The organism is Bordetella sp. MIP270_01_BMS, from assembly GCF_054958705.1.
In genome coordinates this window covers 456,339-481,882 of record NZ_CM143297.1, presented here as the reverse complement: position 1 = coordinate 481,882, position 25,544 = coordinate 456,339, and the positions used below count along the sequence as shown (strand labels likewise).

22 protein-coding genes are annotated in these 25,544 nt (G+C 61.4%); 7 read left to right on the top strand and 15 right to left on the bottom strand.

The window, feature by feature from the left end:
• Window positions 1-5: 5 nt before the first annotated feature.
• The 3 genes from ACV17W_RS02265 to galU all read right to left on the bottom strand — a co-directional run bounded on the left by ACV17W_RS02265 (window position 6) and on the right by galU (window position 3,810).
• On the bottom strand, window positions 6-1,391 hold the full coding sequence (locus ACV17W_RS02265; protein ID WP_462594842.1) for a DUF1800 domain-containing protein: 1,386 nt from the start codon (window positions 1,389-1,391) through the stop codon (window positions 6-8).
• Window positions 1,392-1,637: 246 nt separating this feature from the next.
• On the bottom strand, window positions 1,638-2,735 hold the full coding sequence (locus tag ACV17W_RS02260; RefSeq protein ID WP_462594841.1) for a capsule biosynthesis protein: 1,098 nt from the start codon (window positions 2,733-2,735) through the stop codon (window positions 1,638-1,640).
• A gap of 241 nt (window positions 2,736-2,976) precedes the next feature.
• Window positions 2,977-3,810, bottom strand: a complete 834-nt coding sequence (galU, locus tag ACV17W_RS02255; protein ID WP_462594840.1) for a UTP--glucose-1-phosphate uridylyltransferase GalU — start codon at window positions 3,808-3,810, stop codon at window positions 2,977-2,979.
• A 170-nt stretch (window positions 3,811-3,980) separates the two neighbouring features.
• Here galU and pgi point away from each other — a divergent pair, with 170 nt between their 5' ends.
• Window positions 3,981-5,561: a glucose-6-phosphate isomerase gene (gene pgi, locus ACV17W_RS02250; protein ID WP_462594839.1), complete on the top strand. Its 1,581-nt coding sequence runs from the start codon at window positions 3,981-3,983 to the stop codon at window positions 5,559-5,561.
• Here pgi and ACV17W_RS02245 read toward each other — a convergent pair.
• Genes ACV17W_RS02245 through rfbB form a run of 5 tightly spaced genes read right to left on the bottom strand, consistent with a single transcriptional unit; the run spans window position 5,558 to window position 11,051 of the window.
• Window positions 5,558-7,570 carry a capsular polysaccharide biosynthesis protein gene (locus ACV17W_RS02245; protein ID WP_462594838.1) on the bottom strand — a complete coding sequence of 671 codons (2,013 nt, stop codon included), beginning with the start codon at window positions 7,568-7,570 and terminating at the stop codon, window positions 5,558-5,560. The genes pgi and ACV17W_RS02245 overlap by 4 nt on opposite strands.
• A gap of 53 nt (window positions 7,571-7,623) precedes the next feature.
• Complete coding sequence (gene rfbC / locus ACV17W_RS02240) at window positions 7,624-8,172, bottom strand: dTDP-4-dehydrorhamnose 3,5-epimerase (RefSeq protein ID WP_462594837.1); 549 nt, start codon at window positions 8,170-8,172, stop codon at window positions 7,624-7,626.
• The gene (gene rfbA / locus ACV17W_RS02235; protein WP_462594836.1) at window positions 8,169-9,053 is read right to left on the bottom strand and encodes a glucose-1-phosphate thymidylyltransferase RfbA; all 885 of its coding nucleotides are present in this window, start codon (window positions 9,051-9,053) and stop codon (window positions 8,169-8,171) included. The genes rfbC and rfbA overlap by 4 nt, the downstream gene beginning before the upstream one ends.
• Before the next feature lie 12 nt (window positions 9,054-9,065).
• Window positions 9,066-9,983: a dTDP-4-dehydrorhamnose reductase gene (gene rfbD, locus ACV17W_RS02230; RefSeq protein WP_462594835.1), complete on the bottom strand. Its 918-nt coding sequence runs from the start codon at window positions 9,981-9,983 to the stop codon at window positions 9,066-9,068.
• 6 nt (window positions 9,984-9,989) lie between these two features.
• On the bottom strand, window positions 9,990-11,051 hold the full coding sequence (rfbB, locus tag ACV17W_RS02225) for a dTDP-glucose 4,6-dehydratase (protein ID WP_462594834.1): 1,062 nt from the start codon (window positions 11,049-11,051) through the stop codon (window positions 9,990-9,992).
• A gap of 184 nt (window positions 11,052-11,235) precedes the next feature.
• Here rfbB and ACV17W_RS02220 point away from each other — a divergent pair, with 184 nt between their 5' ends.
• A complete protein-coding gene (locus ACV17W_RS02220; protein WP_462594833.1) occupies window positions 11,236-12,219 on the top strand; it encodes a glycosyltransferase family protein in 984 nt (327 codons plus the stop codon).
• Here the strand turns inward: ACV17W_RS02220 and ACV17W_RS02215 are convergent.
• The 6 genes from ACV17W_RS02215 to ACV17W_RS02190 all read right to left on the bottom strand — a co-directional run bounded on the left by ACV17W_RS02215 (window position 12,216) and on the right by ACV17W_RS02190 (window position 18,768).
• On the bottom strand, window positions 12,216-13,751 hold the full coding sequence (locus ACV17W_RS02215; RefSeq protein WP_462594832.1) for an LTA synthase family protein: 1,536 nt from the start codon (window positions 13,749-13,751) through the stop codon (window positions 12,216-12,218). The two genes, ACV17W_RS02220 and ACV17W_RS02215, sit on opposite strands and share 4 nt — an antisense overlap.
• Complete coding sequence (locus ACV17W_RS02210; RefSeq protein ID WP_462596430.1) at window positions 13,744-14,526, bottom strand: SDR family NAD(P)-dependent oxidoreductase; 783 nt, start codon at window positions 14,524-14,526, stop codon at window positions 13,744-13,746. Before ACV17W_RS02210 ends, ACV17W_RS02215 begins: the two co-directional genes overlap by 8 nt.
• 119 nt (window positions 14,527-14,645) lie before the next feature.
• Entirely contained in the window at window positions 14,646-15,149 is a 504-nt protein-coding gene (locus ACV17W_RS02205; protein WP_462594831.1) for a Dps family protein, read from the bottom strand.
• A 117-nt stretch (window positions 15,150-15,266) separates the two neighbouring features.
• Entirely contained in the window at window positions 15,267-16,211 is a 945-nt protein-coding gene (locus ACV17W_RS02200; RefSeq protein ID WP_462594830.1) for a LysR substrate-binding domain-containing protein, read from the bottom strand.
• A 54-nt stretch (window positions 16,212-16,265) separates the two neighbouring features.
• On the bottom strand, window positions 16,266-18,350 hold the full coding sequence (gene recG / locus ACV17W_RS02195) for an ATP-dependent DNA helicase RecG (RefSeq protein ID WP_462594829.1): 2,085 nt from the start codon (window positions 18,348-18,350) through the stop codon (window positions 16,266-16,268).
• 31 nt (window positions 18,351-18,381) lie between these two features.
• Complete coding sequence (locus tag ACV17W_RS02190) at window positions 18,382-18,768, bottom strand: Rid family detoxifying hydrolase (protein WP_462594828.1); 387 nt, start codon at window positions 18,766-18,768, stop codon at window positions 18,382-18,384.
• Between the two features lie 275 nt (window positions 18,769-19,043).
• Here ACV17W_RS02190 and ACV17W_RS02185 point away from each other — a divergent pair, with 275 nt between their 5' ends.
• From ACV17W_RS02185 to ACV17W_RS02170, 4 genes are all read left to right on the top strand, one after another.
• A complete protein-coding gene (locus ACV17W_RS02185) occupies window positions 19,044-20,399 on the top strand; it encodes an acyclic terpene utilization AtuA family protein (RefSeq protein ID WP_462594827.1) in 1,356 nt (451 codons plus the stop codon).
• Window positions 20,396-20,809, top strand: a complete 414-nt coding sequence (locus ACV17W_RS02180) for an AtuA-related protein (RefSeq protein WP_462594826.1) — start codon at window positions 20,396-20,398, stop codon at window positions 20,807-20,809. The genes ACV17W_RS02185 and ACV17W_RS02180 overlap by 4 nt, the downstream gene beginning before the upstream one ends.
• A 42-nt stretch (window positions 20,810-20,851) precedes the next feature.
• Complete coding sequence (locus ACV17W_RS02175; RefSeq protein WP_462594825.1) at window positions 20,852-21,814, top strand: Bug family tripartite tricarboxylate transporter substrate binding protein; 963 nt, start codon at window positions 20,852-20,854, stop codon at window positions 21,812-21,814.
• A 180-nt stretch (window positions 21,815-21,994) separates the two neighbouring features.
• Window positions 21,995-22,993 carry a TRAP transporter substrate-binding protein gene (locus ACV17W_RS02170; RefSeq protein WP_462594824.1) on the top strand — a complete coding sequence of 333 codons (999 nt, stop codon included), beginning with the start codon at window positions 21,995-21,997 and terminating at the stop codon, window positions 22,991-22,993.
• A 151-nt stretch (window positions 22,994-23,144) separates the two neighbouring features.
• On the opposite strand, the gene ACV17W_RS02165 is transcribed toward ACV17W_RS02170, so the two are convergent.
• A complete protein-coding gene (locus ACV17W_RS02165) occupies window positions 23,145-23,921 on the bottom strand; it encodes a ferredoxin--NADP reductase (RefSeq protein WP_462594823.1) in 777 nt (258 codons plus the stop codon).
• Between the two features lie 310 nt (window positions 23,922-24,231).
• On the opposite strand from ACV17W_RS02165, the gene ACV17W_RS02160 reads away from it, so the two are divergent.
• Entirely contained in the window at window positions 24,232-25,272 is a 1,041-nt protein-coding gene (locus ACV17W_RS02160; protein WP_462594822.1) for a Fe(3+) ABC transporter substrate-binding protein, read from the top strand.
• The last annotated feature ends 272 nt before the right edge of the window (window positions 25,273-25,544 follow it).

Here is a 25,544-nt window from a genome sequence, read left to right as displayed (position 1 = left end):
GGCTCCTATCGATACATGAACCCAGGCCCAGCAATATGCAAAAACAGCTCTTGCTGCGCCGGCCCCGCCTGGGCAGGGCCCGCCGCGTCGCGCCGCGGCGCCTGCATGGACATCGACGCGTTGCGCATCGCACCGTCGGCACGCTCGTTTTGCTGCTTTTTCCTGGGAACGGGTTTACCCCGCAAACCTGCCACGTTCTCTGCAATGGCTAGCCGGTTTGCCAACTGCCCCGTGCTGATCCAACTACTTCCCTTGAGTTCGTAACCATCGGGCGTCAGACGCCCATATAGCGGCTGACCTGCCATCGCCAGCGATTGCCGCACCACTCTGACGACGCGCTTTGGATCGTCGATATTGGCGATCTGCACGGCGGAAATCGCATACTGGTACGGCGACTTGAACTGCTTGCCGGCGTTTTCTTCAAAGTCGGCAGATTCAACCAGGAACTGGACGGTGGCCTTGATGTCGCCCTTGGTTTTGGAAAACACTTCGGCGGCGCCTTTGACCAAGCCCTTGGACGGCTCGTCGGCCACCAGGAACGTCGCGAGCTGCTGCGCGATATGCTGTGCCGTGGCGGGATTGGCCACCAGAATATCCAGCACCTGCTCCACTTCGGGCCAACCACTTCCTTTGATTGTGTGGCCAAGGAACTTCTTGTCTGAAAAGTCGTGGCGCCGGGGGTCGAACTGGAAGCCGTTTTCCGAGATATACAGCGGCGCAAGCTTCGCGGGAAGCTTGGGGTCGCCCTCGCGATAATCCACGCTGACCCCGGTCAGGATTTTCGCCAGCGCCTGAACATCTGCCTGGCTGTATCCGCCGTTTACGCCCAAAGTGTGCAGTTCCATCAGCTCACGGGCGTAGTTCTCGTTGGGCTTCTCTTTGGTGCTTTGGGCATTGTCCAGATACATGATCATGGCGGGATGCTTCAACGAAGCCTCGACCAGATCGCGAAAGTTGCCCAGCGCATGCTTGCGCAGCGTGTTCTCGTAATCGGCCAGCACAAAAGGGATGTTGGCCTTGCTATGAAACACGTTGAAATGGTTTACCCAGAACCAGGTCAATTGTTCGCGCAGTTGCCACGGCGAGAACGTGGCGCGCAGAACGGATACCTCAGACGCTTCGCGGATGTTCTGTTGCTTGGTTTTGGCAAACTTTGTCCTGAGTTTCGCGCGGGTCTCGCCATCCGCGTCGGCAATGGCGCTTGACTGCGCCCGCGCGTCCAGCAGCGCGTCGGCCGCGGGCACTTGCACGCTGGACAACCGCTCGATATAGGCCTGAACGGGGCGCGGCAGGTCATCCGAGGCCGGGGGCGACAGCTGCTGCTGCAGATAGGCTGTTCTTCCCTGCTCCTTCAGCGCCTGCAGCGCCGCCGGCTGGGCGCTGAAGCCCACGCGGGCAAGCCAGGCCTCGTCGGAAGCCGGCGCCGAATGCACAGTCGACGCCATGGCTGCCACGAACGCAACGAAGCAATGTAGAGCCAGGCGCTTACGGAAGCTTTGAAACATCGTCATCTGCCGTGATCACTGAACGAAGCCATCAGGGTATCAATTCTCTGTTGCAGGGAGCGTGACGTTACCGCCCGGGATATTGCTGAACGTTGCGCGCCACCCGCGTCGCGTTATATCTCGATACGTTATCTAGATAGCGTGCTGCAGCTCCTCCAATGGCGACCTGTCGCTTAGCAAACGCCCTACGGCATTCTGAACGGCCATCTGGATGCCGGGCTTTGTATAAAAGCCTCCGTTGACCTGCGTGGTGTGGATGACCACGTTGCGAAACCGGTTGAACAGGCCCATGTCGGGCGGCTCGCCTTCCTTCCAGAACGCGTCCAGCCCCCGCTGAAATGTCAGCCCCGCCATATCGTAAAGCGCCTGCCCCAGCGCGATCGTGGGACGGGCATGGACCAATGCGGAGCCGCCGACGGTGCTATTGACCACCACCACCCCTGCCGCGTGACTCAGCAGCGTGGGCAAGTGTCCTGATTCCAGGAATATGACGCGATCCTGAATGCCCAGGCGCCATGCCAGATTGAGCACGGTCAGCTCATGGTCGTCGATACCGGGATCCAGCGGGTGATTTTTTACGACCAACTGCGCGTCCGACGGCGCATGCATCGCGAACGACGGCAACACCCGATTGATGAGGTCGTCCATGTGCTTGAAGTCGGAATGCTGCTGAATCTGCGAGTCGCTGTTCAGTTGCAGGGCAAGCAGATAAAAACGCTTGTCTTGCTGGACCAGGTTGGAAATCTGCTGCGCATCTTTGCGCTGGCGCCTTTGCAGCTTCAGGGCCCGGCGTACATAACCGCCATACTCGAGCCACGCCGAATGCGTAGCATGGGAGCAATAGCCCGGATACGCCCAGCGGTCTCGCAAACCGTGGGCGTTATAGACCACATCATGCCAGGCGCGGGCGTAAAACGACGACTTGAACGTTTGCCCATTGCCATACCGGGGCACCAGTTTGCCGGCCTGGCGGTACCAGTCCGGCTCACGGGGAAGGCGCGAGTTGACATTCACCCCATCTCGCTCAAGCGTGAACCAGTACGGACGGAAGTAGCCTTCTTCGAAAACGTGGACGTGAAGGTTGTTCCGCTGGCATACCTCGATGGCAGTTCGATGGATGCGCCGGCTATCGCCGAACAGCACGACATCGGTGATCTCGTTCCTGGAAAAATAATCTTCGTAAAAAGACTCAAGCCCCTCTGGAGGGTCGCGGTAAGCAACGCTGGGCAAGGAGCGGGGCCAAAACGCGTCATCCCCGCCCGTGAAATTGACTTTATGGACTCGCGCGCCGTCGCGCGCCAGTCGCATACCGAGTCGCGAAAAAAAAGGCGAGCGCACGCCCTGAAGAAAAGCGAACGAAACTCCCCGTATGCGTCGAGCCATACCGTTTTAATTATGTTGTACAGGCCGTGCTCTCACACATGCCAAGCCTCATCCAGAGGGAAAATCGTTACCTCTTTCAAGCGAGTAATCAGGCCAGTTCGTGGTACTTCTTGCCCAAAGCCACCGTGGCAGAGAAAAACCCCTGCTTGTTTCCGCAATCGTAGCGGGTGCCCTCGTATTGGTAAGCAAACACCGGCCGCTGTTTGAGCATGGCAGCGATACCATCGGTGAGCTGGATTTCCCCGCCAGCGCCCGGCCGCGTCGACTCAAGGTACTCGAATATCTGCGGTTCCAGCACGTACCTTCCTACGACGGCCTGGGTCGTCGGGGCGTCTTCCGGGTGCGGTTTTTCAACCATGGAATCCACCCGCCAGGTGCACTCGTCGGTTTTCGTGCCGCTGATAATCCCGTACTTTCGGGTTTCCTGCCTGTCTACCTGCTGGATTCCCAGGACGCTACCGCCGCACGAATGCGCAATTTGCACCAATTGGCGGGTAGCGGGAATACGCGCGTCAATCAGGTCATCTGCCAACAGTACGGCAAAGGGCTCATTGCCCACAATAGGCGCGGCGCAGAGCACCGCGTGCCCCAGGCCCAGCGGCGCCGGCTGTCGGATATAAATGCACTTGACATGTGACGGCAAGATGTTGCGCACCAACTCAAGTTGTTGCAACTTGTCTTTGGCTTCCAACTCACGCTCCAGCTCGGGCATGGAGTCGAAATGGTCTTCTATCGCCCGTTTATTGCGTCCGGTAACAAAAATTAACTCGGTGATGCCGGCCGCGACGGCCTCTTCGGCGGCATACTGAATCAGCGGCTTATCGACGATCGGCAGCATCTCTTTCGGCATGGCTTTCGTCGCTGGCAAGAAGCGAGTGCCCATGCCAGCCACAGGAAAAACAGCCTTACGTACGGGTTTCATATGTCGCCTTCGTCAAATGGATAGTAAGCGGTAACAGTATTGCGTTGTTGCGGTGCGGTAAAGGAGGCATAGAATAGTAGCCCAATCAGTACACGCTTATTACCGGTAAATGTTTCAATAATTAACTATTACACGTTTTACAAAGATTACAGCGATAAAAGGAGTTTTTTTTGGCCACTTCGTTTCCGCCCCCGCTCACAGAACTCCCCGAATGGCAGGACTTTGCCCATGCGGCGCAAGCCGCAAAAATAGGCGTAAATTCACTGCGCATTCTGGAAGCGGCCGGCTTAAAAATTGATGTAAGCGCACAGCCGCACAGCGAAGAATTGGATGGCGCGTGCAAGCGGCTATTGGAAGCGCGTAGCTTCGAGCGGGCCCGTGCGGCGCTGTTTAATGGTGAAGTCGTCAACCCCACAGAGGGCCGTGCCGCCTGGCACACCATGTTGCGGGCCCCGTCGCCCGTCGCGGAAGTGGCAAAAGAGCGGGCCCGGCTTCTTGCGTTTGTCCAGCAGGCCGACACCGAACGTCGCTGGCAAAGCGTGTTACACATCGGCATTGGCGGTAGTGACTGGGGCACCCGGCTATTGGCTGCGGCCTTTGGATACCGGCGCTCGTGGCGCGACATCCGATTTGTGTCCAACATTGATGGCCATGCGATAGAAAGCGGCATCTCCGGCCTGGATCCTCATGAAACCCTTGTGGTGGTGGTGTCCAAATCTTTCACGACGGCCGAAACGCTGGAAAATTTCCGCCGCGCCGTGGAATGGCTCAGCGCGGCCGGCGTGCCCAACGCCTACGAACACGTAGTGGCCATCACCTGCCGACCCGATCTGGCGCAAGAGATGGGTATTCCCCCCGGCAACATCTTCCCTTTCTGGGAATGGGTGGGCGGACGGTTTTCATTGTGGTCGTCCGTGTGCCTGGCTACGGCCCTTACCGTGGGCGTGGATGTCGTCGGGGGCATGCTGGCTGGCGCCGCCGTCATGGACGATCACTTCCGTACCGCGCCAATTTCCGAAAATGCGCCGGTACAGATGGCGCTAACCGGCGTCGCCAACCGCAGCGTACGCGACTACAGCTCACTGAACCTGGCGGTATATGACTCGCGGCTTTTCTACCTGGTGCCCTATTTGCAGCAGTTGGAAATGGAGTCGCTGGGCAAATCGGTGGACGTCGCAGGCCGCCCTGTCACGGTGCCGACGGGCCCCCTGGTCTGGGGCATGCCCGGCACCGATGCCCAGCATACGTTCTTCCAATGGCTGCATCAGGGCACCGACGGCGCGCCCGTGGACTTCATCGTTTGCCAGCAGGCCGACCACGGGTGGGCCGACCATCACCAGCAACTGCTGGCACATTGCCTGGCACAACGAGAAGCGCTTCTCACCGGCAAATCGTACGAAATGGCGCTAAGCGAGAATCAGGATGCCGACCTGGAGAAGCGCCAGTGGCTGGCGCAGCACAAGTGCCACCCCGGCGGCCGCCCGTCGAATTTGATCGTGCTGCCACGCCTTTCGCCTTTCGCCTTGGGCGCCTTGGTGGCGCTGTACGAACATAAGGTGTTCGTACAGGCGCTGATCTGGGGCATCAACCCGTTTGACCAATGGGGCGTCGAGTTTGGCAAAGCCCTGGCACATCGCATTCGCAATGAATGGAAGGCCGGCACGGACAATTCCTTGGGAACGAACGAAAACCGGGACAAGTCCACGGCCTATTGGGTGGCGCAGTTCGCCAAACCCACGTCTACCAACTAACGTTTGCGAAACAGCTTGGCGACCAGGCGTCGCCAAGCCCCTGTCGGGGCGCCAGGCTCGCTGCGCCATTCCTGCAGCTCGCGCAGCGCGCCTTCGGGTGTGGTGAATCGATGCGTTTTTCGGCTGACATAGCTGGGGTACAGGATCAGCGTCGCCGCCACGAGCTCATCCAGACTCAGCCGCCGAGAACGGCGAGCGCGTACTTCATCGGCAAGCCCAAGGTCGCGGGTCAGCCCCCAGCCAGCATAAAAGGGCTGCCCGTAGGTCGTCACGGGCACTTCCCGCAGCAGCGCTTCGAAGCCCGCCAGCGACGTCAGCACATGTACTTCATCGACTGCGCCCAGCAAGTCGTGAAAGCTTGCATCGTCGATCACTTCGTCGCACCAGTCGATGGCAGCTGCCTCGCCGGCGCCGGGCGATCGCAGGCCTGCCTGCACGTCCGGATGACGTTTGTACAGCACATACGCGTCTGGATTGAGTTCCCGCACCAACTTCAAGAGCGACAGGTTCTGCCGTATGCGCGACGCGCCAAACTGGATGGACGCGTCGCTTTCGACCTGCCCGGGCACCAGTATGACCCGCCCTGCCGCGGCCGGCCTGGTCCAGGCCGCTCGGCCTTTCAGGTTGTACTTGGTGATTCCCGACGCCAGGATGGCGCGACGCAATGCCGCGGCACGCGTGATCAACGCGTCGTGAAAGTGCGCGTCGCGCAACAGCCGCTCCAGGCGGGATTCGGACGTCGCGTCGTAGTAAATGCCGCAGTCGTCCTGCACCCACGACAGCGGGCGTATCAGGTCGGCCCCCAGCCCCACGGAACGAATGAAGCCGTCTTCCAGTCGGATGACCGTTCCCGGCTGCCTTGCGCCTTGACGCAACCTGCTCAATGCTTCGTCGTGCTTGCGCCCCCATACCGCCACGCTGCCGCCCGGCCGGACGCCCCGCACGTTGCGCACGAACCGCACGGTACTGCCGGCGAAGAAGTCTCGCACAAATGGCTTTTTCCAGGCCGAGAAACCCACCGCCGTGACATGGGAGTCAAACCGCTGGCGCATCCGGCGTTGCAGGGCCAGCCAGTCAAGAACACGTTCGACTTCACAACGCACGCCGGTCTCGGGGTCGACGTACCGGCTGTATCCGATCAAGGCCCCGTGAACCAGCTGCTCGAAGGGGACAGCCGCCCGACGCGAAAAATCGTCGTGTTCGTCGTGCGTAAGCCCCCAGCCAGCGTAGAAAGGCTTGCCAAAAACGCGTACCGGCCTACCCCACAGCAAGGCTTCGAATCCCACTTGGGATGTCACGACATATACGGCCCTTGCCTGCGGCAGCAGGCTCGCAATGTGCATGTCGCGCTCAAGCACCTGCACCCTGGCCCGGGCTCGCAATTCCCCGATATCGAAATGGCCCTTCTTGCGACCGGATACAACATCGGGATGAACCTTTACAAGAACGGTGCTGTCCGGATATTCGGCCAGGGCCGCTTCCAGCATGGCCTGGAAGCTGCGAACGGTAGCGCCGCCGGCGCTGATCGACGCGTCGCCGTGCGTCTGGTCAACCACCAGCACGTAGTTCGATGGAAGACGGCTTTCGGCGTCGCGAGCATGGTTGTATTTGGAAACGCGACTTTCCCGCCACGCAGCCGCCAACGCCCGGGCGCGAGTCAGCTGCGAACCGTCAAGCGGCTGCCGGATCAGCGCTTCAAGGCGCGACGGCCCGTTCGAATCCAAGTACAGCCCTATGTCATCGACGATGATGGAAAGCGCCGGGTCATGCTGCCCCAACCCCACCGATCGAAGAAACCCGTCTTCGATGTGCAGCATGGCAAGCCCATGCAGCGCGGCATAACGACGGGCGTGCCCGGCGCTTGGCCGCTGGCCCCACGCCAGAACCGTATCCGTAGGCAAAGGGTGGGAAGGCTTGCCGAACACCAGCTCGAACTCGTCGAGCAACGTGGGCAACGCCTCCATCCGCCGCATGCCGGCGGACAGCACGATCAGGCGCGAAGAGCTCATATGGGCACGCCGTTGGCGGGCTCAGTGCGACAGCGCACGACCCCTTGCCTTCATCAGTCGAACATCTCGGCTTCGGCGAAGCTATGCGCTTGCGCGTCCTTATCGGACAACACAGGGGAAATGTCACGCGGCCAGTCTATGGCCAGCTGCGGATCGGACCAGATGATGGAACACTCGGCGTCCTTGGCCCAGAAGTCGGTCGTCTTGTACAAGAAATCGGCAGTGTCGGACAGCACCATGAAAGCGTGCGCAAAGCCTTCAGGAATCCATAGCTGGCGCTTATTCTCGGCTGATAGCGTCACGCCGACCCATTTGCCGAAGGTGGGCGAACTGCGACGAATATCGACGGCTACGTCATAAACCTCGCCCGACACCACACGCACGAGCTTGCCTTGCGCATGCGGCGGCAGCTGGTAATGCAGGCCTCGCAGCACGCCTCGCGTAGAGCGCGAATGATTATCCTGCACGAAATCGACCTTGCGGCCGACCGCGTCGTCGAACTTGCGTTGATTGAAGCTTTCAAAGAAAAAGCCGCGCGCGTCGCCAAATACCGCAGGCTCAAAGATCTTGACGTCGGGGATTGCGGTGTCGATGGCGTTCAAAGCTGCACCTCTGCCAAAACATTCAACAAATACTGGCCATAGCCGTTTTTCTTCAGGGGGTCGGCCAACCGCGTCAGTTGCGACGCGTCGATGTACCCCAACCGATAGGCAATTTCTTCCGGGCAGGCCACTTTAAGCCCCTGGCGCGCCTCGATGGTGGCGATGAACTGGCCGGCTTCAAGCATTGACTCATGAGTGCCCGTATCGAGCCAGGCATACCCTCGTCCCATTGTCACGACGTCGAGTTGGTCCTGGTCCAGGTAAGTTCGATTCACGTCCGTGATTTCCAGTTCGCCGCGCGCGGAAGGCCGGATGGACTTGGCAATATCCACCACCCGCGCATCATAGAAATACAGGCCCGTGACTGCGTAGTTCGATCGCGGGGAAATCGGCTTTTCTTCGAGGCTCAGTGCCCGGCCGTACTTATCGAATTCGACCACGCCATAACGTTCGGGGTCTTGCACGTGATACGCGAACACCGTGGCGCCTTTCTCGCGTTCGCCGGCCCGCTCGAGCAACTTGGCAAAATCGTGGCCATAGAAAATGTTGTCGCCCAGCACCAGGGCAGACGGCGCCCCGTCGAGAAAGCGCTCGCCGATGAGAAACGCCTGCGCCAACCCGTCCGGGCTGGGTTGTACCGCATACTGCAGGTTCATGCCCCAACGCGCGCCGTCTCCCAGCAGTTGCTCGAATCGCGGCGTATCCTGCGGGGTGGAAATGATCAGTACGTCCTGGATGCCCGCCAGCATCAGTGTGCTGAGCGGATAATAGATCATCGGCTTGTCATACACCGGCAGCAACTGTTTTGAAACCGCCAGAGTCGCTGGATACAGGCGGGTACCGGACCCGCCGGCCAGGATAATACCTTTGCGCTTCTTCATGGATGTCGTTTCCTAGATTTTCACTTGCCCCGCAATCAACTGCATGGCTTGCCGCACGCCGGCCTGCCATGCCGGCAATTCGAGCTTGAACGCCTCGCGCAGCTTTGCCGTATTCAGCCGGGAGTTGGCCGGCCGGGGAGCAGGCAGCGGATAGTCGGCCGTGGAAATCGCGCGAATCTGGTCGGGTTGCAGCTTCAATGCATAGCCTGCGTCGCGCGCCAATTGCGAAACCAGGCATGCATATCCGTGCCACGAGGTTTCTCCTGCGGCTGCCAGATGATATGTGCCGAACGGAAACTGGCGCCCACCGCCAGGTCGCAATGCCTGGTTGGCATATTCGGCCACGATATGCGCCGTCGTGTCGGCAATCAGCGCGGCGCCGGTTGGCGCACCGAACTGATCTGCGACGATGCCCAGCGAGTCGCGCTCGCGTATCAAACGCAGCACGGTTTTCATGAAGTTCAGGCCGTACGCGCCATATACCCAACTGGTGCGCAGGATGACATGTTTGCCGGTGGCTTGCCGAACCGCCTGTTCGCCGGCCAACTTGCTGCGCCCGTACGCGCTTTGAGGGCTGACCGGATCGTCTTCGTCGTACCACCCGTGCTTGGCGCCATCGAATACGTAGTCTGTAGAGTAGTGAACCAGCAATGCGCCGATCTTTTCGGCTTCTGCCGCCAGTACGCCCGGGCCTTGTCCATTGATTCGGTCGGCGAGTTCGGGCTCTTGCTCGGCTTTGTCTACCGCCGTATAGGCTGCAGCGTTGACTATGACATCGGGTTGATGCTGGCGCACGCACGCGCGCACACTTTCCGGTACGGCTAGATCACATTCGGCGCGATCAGTCGCCACCACCTGGCCGATTACGGACAGGCTGCGTTGCAGCTCGAAACCCACCTGACCATTCTTACCCGTCACAAGAATCTTCATGATCCGTCAGGCGCCATATTGTTTGTTTACCCAGTCGCGATAAGAGCCGCTGACCACCCCTTCGACCCATTCCTGGTTATCCAGATACCACTGCACCGTCTTGCGTATGCCGGTCTCAAAGGTTTCCGCCGGAAACCAGTCCAATTCACGCTGGATTTTGGTGGCGTCGATGGCGTAGCGACGATCGTGCCCCGGGCGGTCGGCAACGAAGGTAATCTGCGCAGAGTACGCAGCCCCGTCTTGCCGAGGCTGCAACTCGTCAAGCAATGCGCAGATCGTATGCACGACTTCCAGGTTGGATTTCTCGTTCCAGCCGCCAATATTGTAGGTTTGACCCGGTTCGCCACCGTTTAATACGCACCGTATGGCACTGCAGTGGTCTTTGACATAAAGCCAGTCGCGAATCTGCTGGCCGTCGCCATAAATAGGCAATGGCTTGCCCGCCAGCGCGTTCAGAATCACCAGCGGAATCAGTTTCTCGGGAAAATGGTAAGGGCCGTAATTGTTGGAACAATTCGTGGTGATCACCGGCAGTCCGTACGTGTGGTGCCAAGCCCGCACCAAGTGATCGGATGCCGCCTTCGACGCCGAATACGGACTATTGGGCTCGTATGGATTCTGCTCGGTAAAAGGCGCGTCTTCTGGCCCCAGTGACCCATATACCTCGTCTGTGGACACATGCAGGAATCGGAAATCCGCCTGAAGTTGCGGCGATAGCGAAGCGAAATAATCGCGCGTCGCCTCCAGCAGGTTGAACACGCCGACGATATTGGTTTGAATGAAATCGCCCGGGCCGTGTATGGAACGGTCCACATGGGATTCCGCCGCGAAGTTCACAACAGCTCGGGGCTGATGCTCGCGGAGCAAGGCCGTGACGAGATCTTTGTCGCCTATGTCACCCTGCACCAGCACGTGCCGCGCATCATCGTTCAATGTGGCCAGCGTGGCCGGGTTGCCCGCATAGGTCAGTTTATCCAGATTGATGATTTTTTCATCAGAAGAGGCGAGCCAGTCCAGAACGAAGTTGCCGCCAATGAATCCCGCACCGCCAGTAACAAGTAGTGTCATTTTGTTCGGTTACGTTGAAAATTACCCATGTGCCAGTCAATAAGAGCGCGTCACGTACACCGCTACGATGTTTCGCACGGTACAGTAACACCTTTGTTTTTCAGCTACGGTAAACGTTGTGGTCCTTACGCTACTTAACCGCTTATGGCGCAAACCGGCCTCGGGTCGGGCCGCACAGCATACGGTGCAACGTTGGCTCGTGCTGCAACAAGGTGCTAATCCGTCGACTGATTATTACATTTATCCACAATTGGCAGCGACCGGACTACCCATCCTCGCAAGGGATCTGGACAAGGATTCCCCCTGCCCTGATGATCTCGCCCAGGGAACGGGGGTCGTCATAGTACGCTATATGAACCCCGCCTGGATGCGCGCACTGAACGCTCGCCGCGGGTTGCTGGCCACCGTCGTTTACTTTATGGACGACGACCTGTTACAGCCCGCGCATTGGGCCGGATTACCTAAAACTTACATAAAAAAGCTCAATAAATATTGCCGCCCCTTTATTTCGGACATCCAGCAGCTCACGGCCGAATACTGGTTTTCGACACAGGCTTTGCGTGACGCTTACGCGTTCAAGAATGCCCGGATCGTATCGCCGCGCCCGATGAAGGACGATCTGCGCACAGATGATGCACAGTCGCCCGTGCGGCTTTTCTATCACGGTTCGGCCGCCCACGCCGCCGAAATCGACTGGCTGCTTCCCGTGGTGGCCGAGGCGCTGGATCGGTGCCCGCATCTTCAGTTCGAGATTATCGGCAACCATGACGTAAACGTGCGCTATCGCGGCCTGCCGCGCACGCGCATCCTGCACCCGATGTCGTGGGAAAACTATATCCGGTACTGCCGCACGTTGGATGGCCATATCGGCCTGGCTCCGTTATTGAAGTCTCCGTTCAATAAGAGCCGCTCGTATACCAAAGTATTCGATATCGCTCGCTGCAGGGCGGCAGGCATCTATACAAACTCGGCGCCCTACGACGAGATGGTGTCGCACGGGGAATCCGGCCTGCTGCTGGCAAATAGCCCCAGGCTCTGGACAGAGGCCATCGTTCGCGTGAGCCAGGACGCCGGAACGCTGGCGAAGCTGCGCCAAGGATCACAAGGCCTGCTGCAGCGGGCAGTTTCGGCGCCGCCGGGCGTCGGCGTGGGCCAGGTGGCAGGCTAAAGTTGCCGCAATAATATGTCCGCCAGATCCTGGATGGGAATATCCCGCCGGGGCCCGGCGCGGGTCTGGTCGGGCGCCCAGACCAGGTAGTCCGTCATGCCATCCGGATAGCCGAACTTGGCGTATACATCGGGCATTATGGGTACATGGTCGCCATATATGCACAGCAGGCCCGCCCTTTTGCGTGCCTGCAGCGCCTGGCTCAAGGTTAGAAAACTGGCATCGGCATTGCGCAAGTGCCTCGCGTAGGCGACGAGATCGTCGCATCCGGCCGGCAGCGGCCCGTTCAGCACAGCATGGGCATCGGCCGCGGCCACTTTTTCCCAATGCAGCGGCCCGTGATTTTCCATGGTGATGATATGCAGGTACAGCGGCCGCGCGCGCTCGTCGTCTTCTTGCAGGAAGCGAACCGCAAACTCGGCCAGCGCAATATCACCGACGTACGGACCGCAACGATGCGCCTCGCGAAATGCCGAAATATCGATGAACTCGTCAAAGCCCAGGTTCGGCAGCACCTTATGGCGCTGGTAGAAACTGGCATGGTAGGGATGTATGCAGATCGTGCGGTAGCCCAGGCTGCGCAGATGCGAGGCAAAGGTCGGCACCGGCGTCTGGGCGAGGCGCCGATATGGGTTGAACCGATGGATGCCCAGGTCTGCATCGTGCATCCCCGAAAAGAATGCGAACTCGGTGCGCACGGTGTTTGCCCCCCAACTGCCCACCCTGAGCCGGCCATGGCAAAGCGATTCCCGGCACAGACGGTCGTAGTTTTCGAGCACCGGCGCGCGCACTGCCGGATAGGCGCGACGAACATCGAAAAACGACTCGCTTTGTATGCAGACCAGGTCGCGGGGCCTGCCGGGCTGGCTGGCGGCGCCGGAAGGCTTGACGGACGAGCCCGCAAAGCGTGAGCGCCTGGCAATACGCGCCGCCGGCTGGCGCTCGTGATAGGCATAGCTGCACAACGTGGCAACAAGGCCCAGGTCACGCAGGTCTTGCACCGCCTCGAACGATACGCGCACGCGCCTGACCGACCACCGTGCCACGGCAAACCCCACCACCGCCAGGCCGATCGACAACGCGTAGAACGTGCCGGCAGGGATGGAGCCGGATGTCAGGGAGGGTTCCAGCGTCAGCCCCAGCCACATTGCCGCCCCATAACCGGCTGCCGCACCAACCGCCAGCGGCACGCTCAAGAACGGAAGATAAAGGCGTGGGTGCCGTAGCGCATCCAGGAAATATTCGAAGTCCGGAAAGACAAATGGCTCGCGTAGCGCCCGGAACTTTGCGTTGTTCACCAGCATCAGCAAGACCAGTAGGGCGAGCAGGTTGGCCATTGCGACGTAGGGGCGGCTGAACAGGATGAGCTCCAGCCCAAACCCGATGGTCCATATGGCTACGTGTGTGACGACCGCTGCACGGGGCCTGTGCCAGGGCGCCCGCGGGCGCGGGGTGAGCAGGCATTCCAGGAACCACGTGAGGCCCAAACCTCCCAGGAAAGGGGGGGCGACCTTCCCGAGTGCCTCAACCATAGCGGTAGCCCAGCCTCTTCAACACCCACCCCGACACAGCCGGGTGTATCACCGACAGCAGAAAACAGCCCAAATTCAAGGGGAATGGAAAACTGATCCGGGCCTTGTTCTTTTCGAGACCGCGGCGGATCGCCCTCGCTGCTCGGTCGGCTTTCCAGAGAAACGGCTTTGGGCCCGGCATCTCCGCGCACATTTGCGACTCTACGTAGCCGGGCATCACCACATTGATCCTGACGCCTGCCGCGGCCAACGAATCGCGCATGGCCTCGCCATAGACTTTGACGGCGGCCTTGCTCGCGCTATAGCTGGGCGTGTCGGGCAGGCCCCGCCAGGCGGCCAGTGAGCTGATCAGCGCGATTTGGCCGCTGCCGCGCGCTCGCATGGCCGGTAGACACGCATGCGCTGTAGCCATGACGGCCTTGATATTGACGTCAATCAGGCGATGCATATCGCTCCAGGACTCTCCCTGGTGCTCCGGCCCCGTGTTGATATTGACGCCAGCGTTGGCGATGACCAGGTCGGGCGCCTCGGCTGTACTCACGTCCGCGAGCCACTCCATCAAAGACTCGTGGTCACGGACGTCCTGCACATGCAGCACGATGCGCGCGCCAAGCGTAGCGCATTCCCTGGCAAGCTGGTCCAACAGTGTGCGGTTGCGACCGTGCAGGATCAGGGTGCGGGTTCCCGCTCGCGCGTATTCCAGGGCAAGCGCACTGCCTATGCCTCCAGTGGCACCAGTGATCAATACGCATGAGGGTGCACGGGAGGTAGTCATAACGGTAGCGATCATGCGGATTTTTCAGAGCGAAGCTAGCACGGTACTGCGCCCCGCGAAAATGAAACCGGCTTCCCGCACAGGGAAGCCGGCGAACAGCGGACACGAATCAGAGGCGCTTATTCAAGCAGGCTGCGCAGCATCCACGCGTTTTTCTCGTGAATGTCCATGCGCTGGGTGAGCAGGTCGGCCGTGGGCTGGTCGTTGGCGCCGTCGGCCTTATCAAAGGCAGCGCGGGCCGTCTTGGACACGGCTTCGTTGCCCTCGACCAGCATGCGCACCATTTCCATCGCGTCAGGCACTTTGGCCGGCTCGGCGATGGAAGACAATTTGGCGAATTCACGGTAGGTGCCCGGAGCGTGCACGCCCAGGGCGCGGATGCGTTCGGCGATGTCGTCCAGCGCCGCCCATTCTTCTGAATACTGGGTCATGAACATCTGGTGCAGGGTATTGAACAGCGGACCAGTGACATTCCAGTGGAAGTTGTGGGTCATCAGGTACAGCGTATAGGAGTCAGCCAGCACCTTGGACAGCTCGGCCGCGATGGCAGTACGGTCTTTGTCGGAAATACCGATGTTGATGCGTACCGGCGTGGTGCTGGCAACTTTGGACGACTTGGCCATGAAGTGCTCCTTTTTAACTGGATTGGGACCGAACAAGAATACCACTGGAAGAAAATAAATTTGAGTCAGACGCATGGATTATTGACTTGCGCCAGCTTTGCCTTTGACTCGGCCCGCTCATGTCGGGACGGCCTCTTTGTCCAGCATCGTTACCCCCGGCAGCCCGCATTCATATACGGCTTGGGCGAGGGCCTCGATGGCCGCCAGGCGCGGAAAGCTGCGCCGCCATGCCAGCACCACTCGCCGTACGGGGGGGGCCCCTTCGAAAGGCAGGTACTTCAACAAGGCCTTCGGCTCACGCGTTTCGGGAATCGCCGTAACGGGCAGCACCGTTACGCCGATGCCCGCCGCCACCATGTGCCGTATGGTTTCCAGCGATGAGCCTTCGAAGGTGCGCTGGATGCCATCGCTGGCGGCCGAGAATCGGGACAGTTCGGGGCACACTTCCAGCACCTGGTCGCGGAAACAATGGCCCGTGCCCAGCAAGAGCATAGTTTGCTGTTTGAGGTCTTCTGAACTGACGGACTCGCGGTCTGCCCACTCGTGGTCGCGGGGCACCGCCACCACGAAGGGTTCGTCATATAGCGGCTGAGTGACCAGTCCCGCCTCGGGCAGGGGCAAGGCCATGATCGCACAGTCAATCTCGCCTTGCCGCAGCAGTTCAACCAGCCTCAGCGTGAAGTTTTCCTGCAGCAACAGGGGCATCTGCGGCGTGCGGGCAATCTGCATGGGCACCAGGCGGGGCAGCAGATAAGGCCCGATGGTGTGAATGACGCCCACCCGCAGCGGCCCCGCGAGCGGATCATGCCCCTGGCGCGCTATTTCTTTGATGCTGGCGCTTTCTTCCAGCACCTTCTGCGCCTGGGTCACGATGCGCTGGCCTATCGCGGTGACGCCGACTTCGGTGCCCCCGCGCTCGAAAAGGGTCACGCCCAGTTCGTCTTCGAGCTTGCGTATGGCCACCGACAGTGTCGGCTGGCTGACAAAACATGCTTCGGCCGCCCGGCCGAAGTGCCGCTCACGAGCGACCGCTACGATGTACTTGAGTTCGGTCAGTGTCATGTGGATGCGTACCTTGCGATGCTGGGCTGTGGAAAGCGGGAAATAACAAGAGAATCATGTGCGCAGGAAGTCTTCACGACCGCGCATCCAGCGCGCCAGGTGGGCGTCGACCGCTTGGGGATGCTCGGTCCTGAGCCAGGCGGCGGCCTCGCGCGCTTGTTCAGCGATGCCTACATCGGACTCCAGATCGGCGAAGCGCAGCAGGGTCATGCCCGACTGTCGGGTACCGAGGAATTCGCCGGGGCCTCGAAGCTCGAGGTCTCGGCGGGCGATTTCGAATCCGTCAGAGGTCTCGAACATGGCGCGCAGCCGCTGGCGTGCGATCTGCGACAGCGGCGTCTGATAGAGCAATACACAGACCGATTCGGCAGTGCCGCGCCCTACCCGCCCGCGCAACTGGTGCAGTTGGGCCAGGCCGAATCGCTCGGCATGCTCGATGACCATCAGCGACGCATTCGGCACGTCGACGCCGACTTCAATGACGGTGGTGGCCACCAGCAGATCGATATCGCCATCGCGAAATGCCTGCATGACCGCTGCCTTGTCGGCCTGGGGAAGTCGTCCATGCACCAGGCCCAGCCTGAGGTCGGGCAGTTCGACACGCATGGCTTCGTAGGTGTCGACGGCTGTCTGCAGCTGCAAAGCTTCGCTTTCTTCCACCAACGGACAGACCCAGTAGGCCTGGCGGCCTTCGCGCACTGCGTGAGCGATATGGGCAATGACTTCGTCGCGGCGGGCGTCGGACACCAATTTGGTGACTACCGGAGTGCGCCCGGGCGGCAATTCGTCGATGATCGATACGTCGAGGTCGGCGAAGAAAGTCATCGCCAGGGTGCGGGGAATGGGCGTGGCGCTCATATTGAGCTGGTGGGGCACGGTCTGGCCCTGCGGTAGCTCGCCCTTGCGAGTCAGAGCCAGTCGCTGCCCTACTCCGAAGCGATGCTGCTCGTCCACGATGGACAGGCCCAGCCGATGGAACTCGACATGGTCCTGGATCAGCGCCTGCGTGCCCACGACCAGCTGCACGCTGCCGTCTGCAGCACGGGCGGCCGCCTCGCGGCGCGCCTTGGCGGTGAGACTGCCGCTCAGCCATGCCACATTGACGCCGAGCGGCTGCAGCCATGACACCAGTTTCCGGAAATGCTGTTCTGCCAGGATTTCGGTGGGCGCCATCAAGGCGACCTGGGAACCGCATGCAATGGCCTGTGCCGCCGCAATGGCGGCGACCACCGTTTTGCCGCTGCCTACGTCGCCCTGCAGCAGCCGGTGCATGGGATACGGCTTGCCCAGGTCTGCCGAGATTTCCTGCACGACCCGCTGTTGCGCCTGGGTGAGCTGGAACGGCAAGGCCTGGTACAGGCGCGCCACAAGGCCGCCCGGACCGCCCTGGGGGGGCAAGGGCACCGACCTGACGGTGCGCCGCGCAGCGCGCGCCGCCGCCAGCGACAGCTGCTGCGCCAGCAGTTCATCGAACTTGATGCGACGCCAGGCAGGGTGGCCCCGCTCGACCAGGTCTTGTTCGGACACGCCCGGCGGGGGGGCATGCAGCAGTCGGATGGCCGGCGCAAAAGGCATCAGCGCATAGCGCTCGAGCACGGCAGTCGGCAGCGTCTCGTCCAGATTGGCTTGCAGCAGAGCCTGGGCGATGGCTTTGCGCAACGAGGGCTGCGACAGGCCTTCGGTGCTGGGGTAGACCGGCGTCAGTGACTCCGGCAGCGCGGTATCGGCGCTGCTCATGCGGGGATGCACCATTTCGCGACCGAACAGGCCGCCGCGCACTTCGCCGCGCGCCCGCAGCCGGCGCCCTGCCGTCAGCTGCTTCTGCTGGCTTGGATAGAAATTCAACCACCGCAGTTGCAGTTCGCCGGTTTCGTCAGCCATGACCGCCGTCAGCTGTCGGCGCGGACGGTACAGCACCTCGCTGCGCAGGATCTCGCCTTCAACCTGGGCTGAGGCTCCGGGGCGCAGCGACGCAATCGAAACGATGCGGGTTTCGTCTTCGTAGCGCAGCGGCAGGTGCAGGACGCAATCGTCGGCCGTTACCAGGCCCAGGCTGTGCAGCTTGCGTTGCACGTCTGTCAGCGCGCGCCCGGCGGCGGACGGGCCGGATGCTTTGCGGGCTGCGACTGTAGCCGGCATGGAGTGGGACGGTGACTGCGCGGGACCGCCTTTACAGAACCAGGATGGCTTCGACTTCGAACTGGGCGCCCTTGGGCAGGCTTGCAACGCCCACCGTAGAACGCGCCGGGAACGGCTGCGGAATGATTTCAGCCATGATGGCGTTCGCGGCCGTGAACTTGTTCAGGTCGGTCAGGAACAGGGTGAGCTTGACGATGTCGTCGAGCGTGCCGCCGGCCTCTTTGATGACGGCCTCCATGTTGGCAAACGCCTGGCGGACCTGCGCGTCAAAGTTTTCGGAAACCAGGTCGCCGGTGCCGGGCTCGAGCCCGATTTGTCCGGACAGGTACACCGTCTTGCTGCCGGTCACTGCGACCGCCTGCGAGTACGGGCCGACCGCGGCGGGAGCCTCGTCGGTGTGGATGATCTGCTTGCTCATGGGCCGGTTCCTTGGAAGAACAGTCAGATTGACTGGACTATTGAAGTGTAATCATCAATAGGCAACTGCGAAAGGCGGAAGTTCCCGTGCAGGGCTGTGCGCACAGCACCATGCCGGCAGAGTTGACCGCCATCAACCCAAGCCGCCGCGCGCCGGCACACGAATTAATCCGCAATTTGAATAAATTAATCTTTTTTTTCGATTTAACTTATTGACCCCATCTGCCTATAGTGAAGCCTGTACAGGCGCCCACGCGCCCGTGGACGGACAGACACATGGCTGTGAATCCCTTATTGGTCGGATGTGCCACCGGATTTTCCGGCGATCGCACGGACGGCGCGGCACCCGTCGTGAAAACGCTGATTGCGCGCGGTGGCGGAACGCTCATATTCGAGACGCTGGCCGAACGCACCCTGGCGCTGGCGCAACTGGCGCGCAACGCCGACCCGGATGCCGGCTTTGAACCCCTGCTTCGCGAACTGCTGGAGCCCGTGTTGGCCGATTGCCTGAGCCACGGCATTCGCATCGTGGGCAACTTCGGCGCCGCCAACCCGCCGGGGGCCGCGCGCTGCATTGCCGCCATGGCACGCACACAGGGCCTGCGCGCGCCCCGCATTGCCGTGGTGCACGGCGATGCGCTTAACGCGCCGGAGCAGCGTGCGTTGTTGCGCGAGCGGCTTGGCCCGCGCCTGGATTCGATCGATATCGTCAGTGCGAATGCCTACCTTGGCGCGACTGAAATCGCCCAGGCGTTACGCGCCGGCGCCGATGTCGTGGTGGCCGGCCGAGTGGCCGACCCCTCGCTGACCGTAGGGCCGGTGCTGGCGCATTACGGGTGGTCACCGGATGACTGGGGGCGCCTGGGACGCGCCACCATGGCCGGGCATATGCTCGAATGCGGTACCCAGGTCACCGGTGGCTATTTCTGCGTGCCGGGGCTGAAAGATGTGCCCGACGTGCACGTGGCGGGCTTTCCCATCGCCGAAATCGACGCCGATGGCAATTTCGTCATCGGCAAAGCCGATAACACGGGTGGCATGGTGGATGCGCGAACCGTCAAAGAGCAACTGCTCTACGAGGTACATGATCCCGCCCGTTACCTGACGCCCGATGTGGTGGCCGATCTGAGCCGGGCCACCGTGGAAGTGCTGGGGCCGGACCGGGTGGCAGTGCACGGCGTAACCGGGCACGCGCGGCCCGCCGAACTGAAAGTCAATGTCTGCTACCGCGGCGGATGGCTCGCCGAGGCTGAGATCTCCTATGCGGGCGTACAGGCGGAAGCCCGCGCACGCCTGGCTGGGGACATCGTGCGGCGGCGCGTGGGCTCCCCGCTGCAGATACGCACCGACCTCATCGGCGTGCTGAGCATCCTGGGCGACGATCAGGGCACTTTGCTGAACCGCCGGCCAGTGGGCGTGTCTCGCGATGTCAGGCTGCGCCTGGCAGCGGAACATCCGGATGCGAAAGTGGCCGAACGTCTGTTGCGCGAAGTCACGGCCCTGTATACCTGCGGCCCTGCCGGCGGCGGCGGCGTGCGTACGGCCCTGCGCCCGCGGCTCAACACCGTGTCGTGCACCATTCCGCGCGAAGCCGTGAACGCCGGCTGGACCTTGATGGAGAACACGCCATGACCGTCCGCCTGCCGTCAACGCAGGTACCCCTGTACCGTCTTGCGCACAGTCGTTCGGGCGACAAGGGCGACATTTCCAATCTGAGCCTCATCGCCTGGGATCCGGACTGTTACGCCGTGCTGGCCGAACAGGTCACCGAAGCCCGTGTGGCCGCCTGGTTTGCCTATCGGCGCCCTACCCGCGTCACGCGCTATTTGATTCCTACGCTGCACGCGATGAATTTCGTGCTGGAAGGTGTGCTGGACGGCGGCGTGAACGACGCGCTGAATCTCGACACTCACGGCAAGAGCCTGTCGTTTCATCTGCTCGACATGAAGGTGGACGTTGCCCCCGAACTGGCCCGGCGCTTGCCGGACATTCCCGGAGACGAGCCCGCCGAAGGATTGCCCGCCTTGCCCACAGATTCATAGGCGGGGCTTTTGCAGTTCCACAACAACACCAGGAGACTCCATATGCGCACCACACCCTTACGACTGCTGGCCGCCCTGCTAGCGGCGCTGCCGCTGACCGTGGCGGCACAGGACTTCCCGTCCAAGCCCATTACCTTCATCGTGCCGTTCACCGCGGGAAGCGCCACGGACCAACTGGGCCGGGCCATCGGACAGGGTCTGGCCGAGCAGACCGGACAGTCGGTGGTGATCGAAAACAAGCCCGGGGCCAGCGCCATGATAGGGGCCCAGACTGCGGCGCGTGCAGCGCCGGACGGCTACACGGTACTGATCACGACCAACACGACGCAGGCAGCCAACCAGCACCTGTACAAGACGCTGCCTTACGACCCGGTGAAAGACTTTGCGCCGCTTACCCTGCTGGGCAAGGGCGGTCAGTTCATGGTGGTGAACCCCTCTTCATCGGCCAAGAGCGTGAAGGATTTCCTGGAACTGGCCAAAAAATCGCCGGGCAAGCTCAGCTTTGGCAGCGGCAGTTCCAGCAGCCGGATCGCGGGCGAGCTGCTGCAGCAAATGGCCGGCGTCGAATTGCTGCATGTGCCCTACAAAAGCAATCCGCTTGCAATCACCGACCTGCTGGGCGGGCAGATCGACATGATGATTACCGACAGCGCAACGGGCCTTCCACAGGTAGAAGCCGGCAAATTGCGCGGCCTGGGCTTTACCGGCGGGGAACGCTCGCCGCTTGCCCCCGACCTGCCCACCATTTCTGAAGCTGGCGTTCCCGGGTATGAAATGGGCTACTGGTTCGGCGCATATGTCCCCGCCGGCACCCCGGATGCCGTGGTCAGCAGACTGAATGAGCTGCTCATCAAAGCAACGCAAAGCGCTGCCGCGCAGCAGTTCTACAAGTCGACGGGCACGACTGCGGCCACGTCAACCCCGCAGGAACTGGCCAGCTTCCAGGATAGCGAAGCGAAGAAATGGGGCGACATCATCAAGAAGGCCGGTATCAAGCCGGAATAGCAGACCGGCGCATCCGCCTGGCGCGCCCCGGGCGCGCCAGGCGGGCCTGCATGAACGCTTCCAGGTGCCTCGCGTGGCGGCCTCGGGCGCCACGCGATTACGTGATTCCCCTGCTACCCCTGCAGTTGCCCCGGTGCTACAACGTCAGGGCAGCACTGACAAAAATTTCAGGGGATGCGCATGCCCACACCTTGCACGCAACACCGCGTCCGCGCCGCCATGGCCTTGTGTGCAGCACTGCTGTTTGCACCGGCCTGGGCCGACACCACGCTGCAGCTCATCAACGAATACCCCGCAACCTCGATCACGGCCGCCGCAGATCTGCGTTTCGCCGAGACGGTGCGACAGGCGTCGAATGGCAACCTCGCCATCGAAACCCTGCAGGAAGCACAAAACCCATACAAGGGCGACGAACAGGTCAGCGCCGTACTGGAGGGCGAGGTGCAAATGGGCACCTTGTTCGGTGGTGTCCTGGGCAACAAGGATTCGTTGTTTCTGTTGTCTTCCCTGCCCTTCGCCGCCAAAGACTTCAAGCAGGCCCGAGCGCTCTATGACTGCGCGCGGCCCGCGCTGGAAAGCCGCCTGCAAGCCTTGGGCGCACGCCTCCTGTACGTCACACCCTGGCCGCCTTCGGGGATATGGTCCACTGCACCGCTGCGCAGTGACGCCGATGTCAAGGCCTTGAAGATCCGCACCTACGACGCCACGAGCAAGTCGGTATTCGAACGGGTGGGTGCCCAGAGCGTGCAGATGCCCTATTCCGCGCTGGCGGCGAAGTTGGGTGCCGGGGAAGTGAACGCCGTGCTTACATCGGGCGACGGCGGCGCAGGGCGCGGCCTCTGGACCCATCTGCCCAACTTCACCGCGGTCAGCTATTCGATACCGCTCAGCTACACGATCATCAACGCCGCAACCTGGAATAGCCTTACCTCAGGTCAGCAAGCCCTACTTGGGGAGGCGGCGGCGAAGGTATCTGATGCTTCGTGGGCCGACGTGGAACAGCGAATTCAGGCCAACTACCAGCGCATGCGCGAGAACAAAATGACGCTCGATACGACGCCGGCGGAATCCATCATGGCGACACTCAAGCGCGCCGGTGCCGAAGAAACACAGGCCTGGCTGAAAGCCAACAGACTTACAGACCAGGACGCTGCATGCCTGTCGGCGGCTGCATCCTGACGACCGGGGCGCAGGGGGCCCGGGGGCGCACCGTCACTTCAGGGCTTGGTCAAGGCATGGAGACGCCCCGGCTCGCGCGGGACGATTGCGCTCACCCACAAAAATGCCCTGCCGCCGCGAGGTCGCAGGGCATGCGTTGGACGGCTGCCGCCTATTTCTCGACGAAAGCGCGCTCGACGACGTAATCGCCGGGCTCGCCCACGCCAGGCGATACCTGGAAGCCACGCGAATCAAGCATGGCGCTGATATCCGCCAGCATGTGCGGGCTGCCACAAAGCATGGCCCGATCAGTTTCGGGGTTGATCGGCGGCAGGCCGATGTCCTCGCACAGCTTGCCGTTTTCCAGCAGCTCGGTGATGCGGCCCTGATTCCGGAACGGCTCGCGCGTGACGGTGGGGTAATAGACGAGCTTCTCGCGGACGACATCGCCGAAGAACTCGTTGTTGGGCAGCTCTTTTTCGATGAAGTCGGCATAGGCCAATTCGCTGACCCAGCGCACGCCGTGCACAAGCACGATCTTGTCGAAACGCTCGTAGACGTCGGGATCTTTGATGATGCTCATGAACGGTGCGAGCCCCGTGCCGGTTCCAAACAGGAACAGGTGCTTGCCCGGTTTGAGGTCATCGACCACCAGGGTGCCTACCGGCTTGCGGCTGACCAGAATGGTGTCGCCTTCTTTAAGGTGTTGCAGCCGGGACGTGAGCGGCCCGTTCTGCACCTTGATGCTGAGAAACTCTAGGTTCTCTTCGTAGTTGGCGCTGGCGATGCTGTATGCCCGCATCAGCGGCTTGCCTTCGACTTCCAGGCCAATCATGACGAAGTGGCCGTTACGGAATCGCAAAGCCGCGTCACGCGTGGTGGTGAAGGAAAAAAGCGTATCGTTCCAGTGGCGCACGCTGAGTACGCGCTCGGTATTGAAAGCTGCCATGTCGCTGAAGTGGTACGACGCACCAGGTACGCCAGGTGAATTTCCGTGCAGCAGGAAAGCGGAAAGGGCCGCACGGGCTTAGGGTTATCCCTATTTTACCGCGAGTCCTTGATAACCGCTCTCATTAATCCGTAATGCCTTTATAACTATTTGATAGAAATCAGGCGGACGAAATTGCCATTGACCCCAAGTTGAATGCCCCCCGGCTTCCTGTTATTGTCGCACCTACTTGATAATCATTTTCGTTAACAGACGCGGTCAGCGCCCTCAGGCGGTTGTTCGTGTCCCCGACCTCGCACCGGAGCTCTACATGTCGATCCGACGCTTTTCCTTGGTCCCCCTGCTGGGCGCGCTGGCGCTGGCGGGTGGCGTCGTCGCCTCGCCCGCGGCCGCGGCTGACGAAGTCAGTCTGTACACCACCCGCGAGCCGAAGCTGATCCAGCCCATGCTGGACGCGTTCACCAAGGAAAGCGGCATCAAGGTCAACACCGTGTTCGTCAAGGACGGCCTGCTCGAGCGGGTCAAGGCCGAGGGCTCCCAATCGCCCGCCGACGTTCTGATGACGGTGGATATTGGAAACCTGATCGACCTGGTGGACGGCGGCGTCACGCAGGCCATCCAGTCTGAGACTCTGAATTCGGTGATTCCGGCCAATCTGCGCGGCGCCGACGGAAAGTGGTACGCCCTGTCGCTGCGCGATCGGGTGCTGTACGCGGCGAACGACCTGAAGCTCGACAGCTTCCACTACGAAGACCTGGCCGATCCGAAATGGAAGAACAAGGTATGCATACGTTCGGGTCAGCACCCCTATAACACCGGCCTGGTGTCCGCCATGATCGCGCACGACGGCGCGGAGGCGACTGAACAATGGCTGCGCGGCGTCAAGGCAAACCTGGCTCGCAAGGCAGCGGGCGGCGATCGGGATGTGGCTCGCGATATTCTGGGCGGCATCTGCGATATCGGCATAGCCAACGCCTATTATGTGGGCCACATGAAGAACGCCGAGCCTGGCACGGACGCCCGCAAATGGGGCGATGCCATCAAGGTGGTGCGCCCCACGTTCAAGAACGGCGGCGACGGCACGCACGTGAACGTCAGTGGCGCCGCAGTGGCCGCCCACGCTCCCAACAAAGACAATGCCGTGAAGTTGCTTGAATTCCTCGTCTCGGAGCCGGCGCAAACCCTGTACGCGCGTGCGAACTACGAATATCCGGTACGCAAGGGCGTGAAGCTCGACCCCGTCGTGGCCAGTTTCGGTGAGCTCAAGGTCGATTCCCTGCCCGTGGCGGAAGTCGCCAAGAACCGCAAACAGGCCAGCGAACTGGTCGACAAGGTGGGTTTCGACAACTGAGCGCAGGAGGGCTTTGACCGGGTTGCGGCAGTTCATGTCTGTTGCGATGCCTGCGCCTTGCACAGGCCAGGCGTCGATCCGGTCAGACGCATGAACCGGCGTGCGTCGGGCGCCTGCGGCAGCCAGGCGCTATGATGCGCCTCGGTGCAATTTTGCAATTTTCTTAACGGGTGCCTGAAAACGCGGCTGATTCTATCGAGCAACAGGCTGCGCAAGGCCGCCGGCAACAGCCGGCGGCCGAGTGCTGTTCAGGGCGACCCGCCTGCACGCCT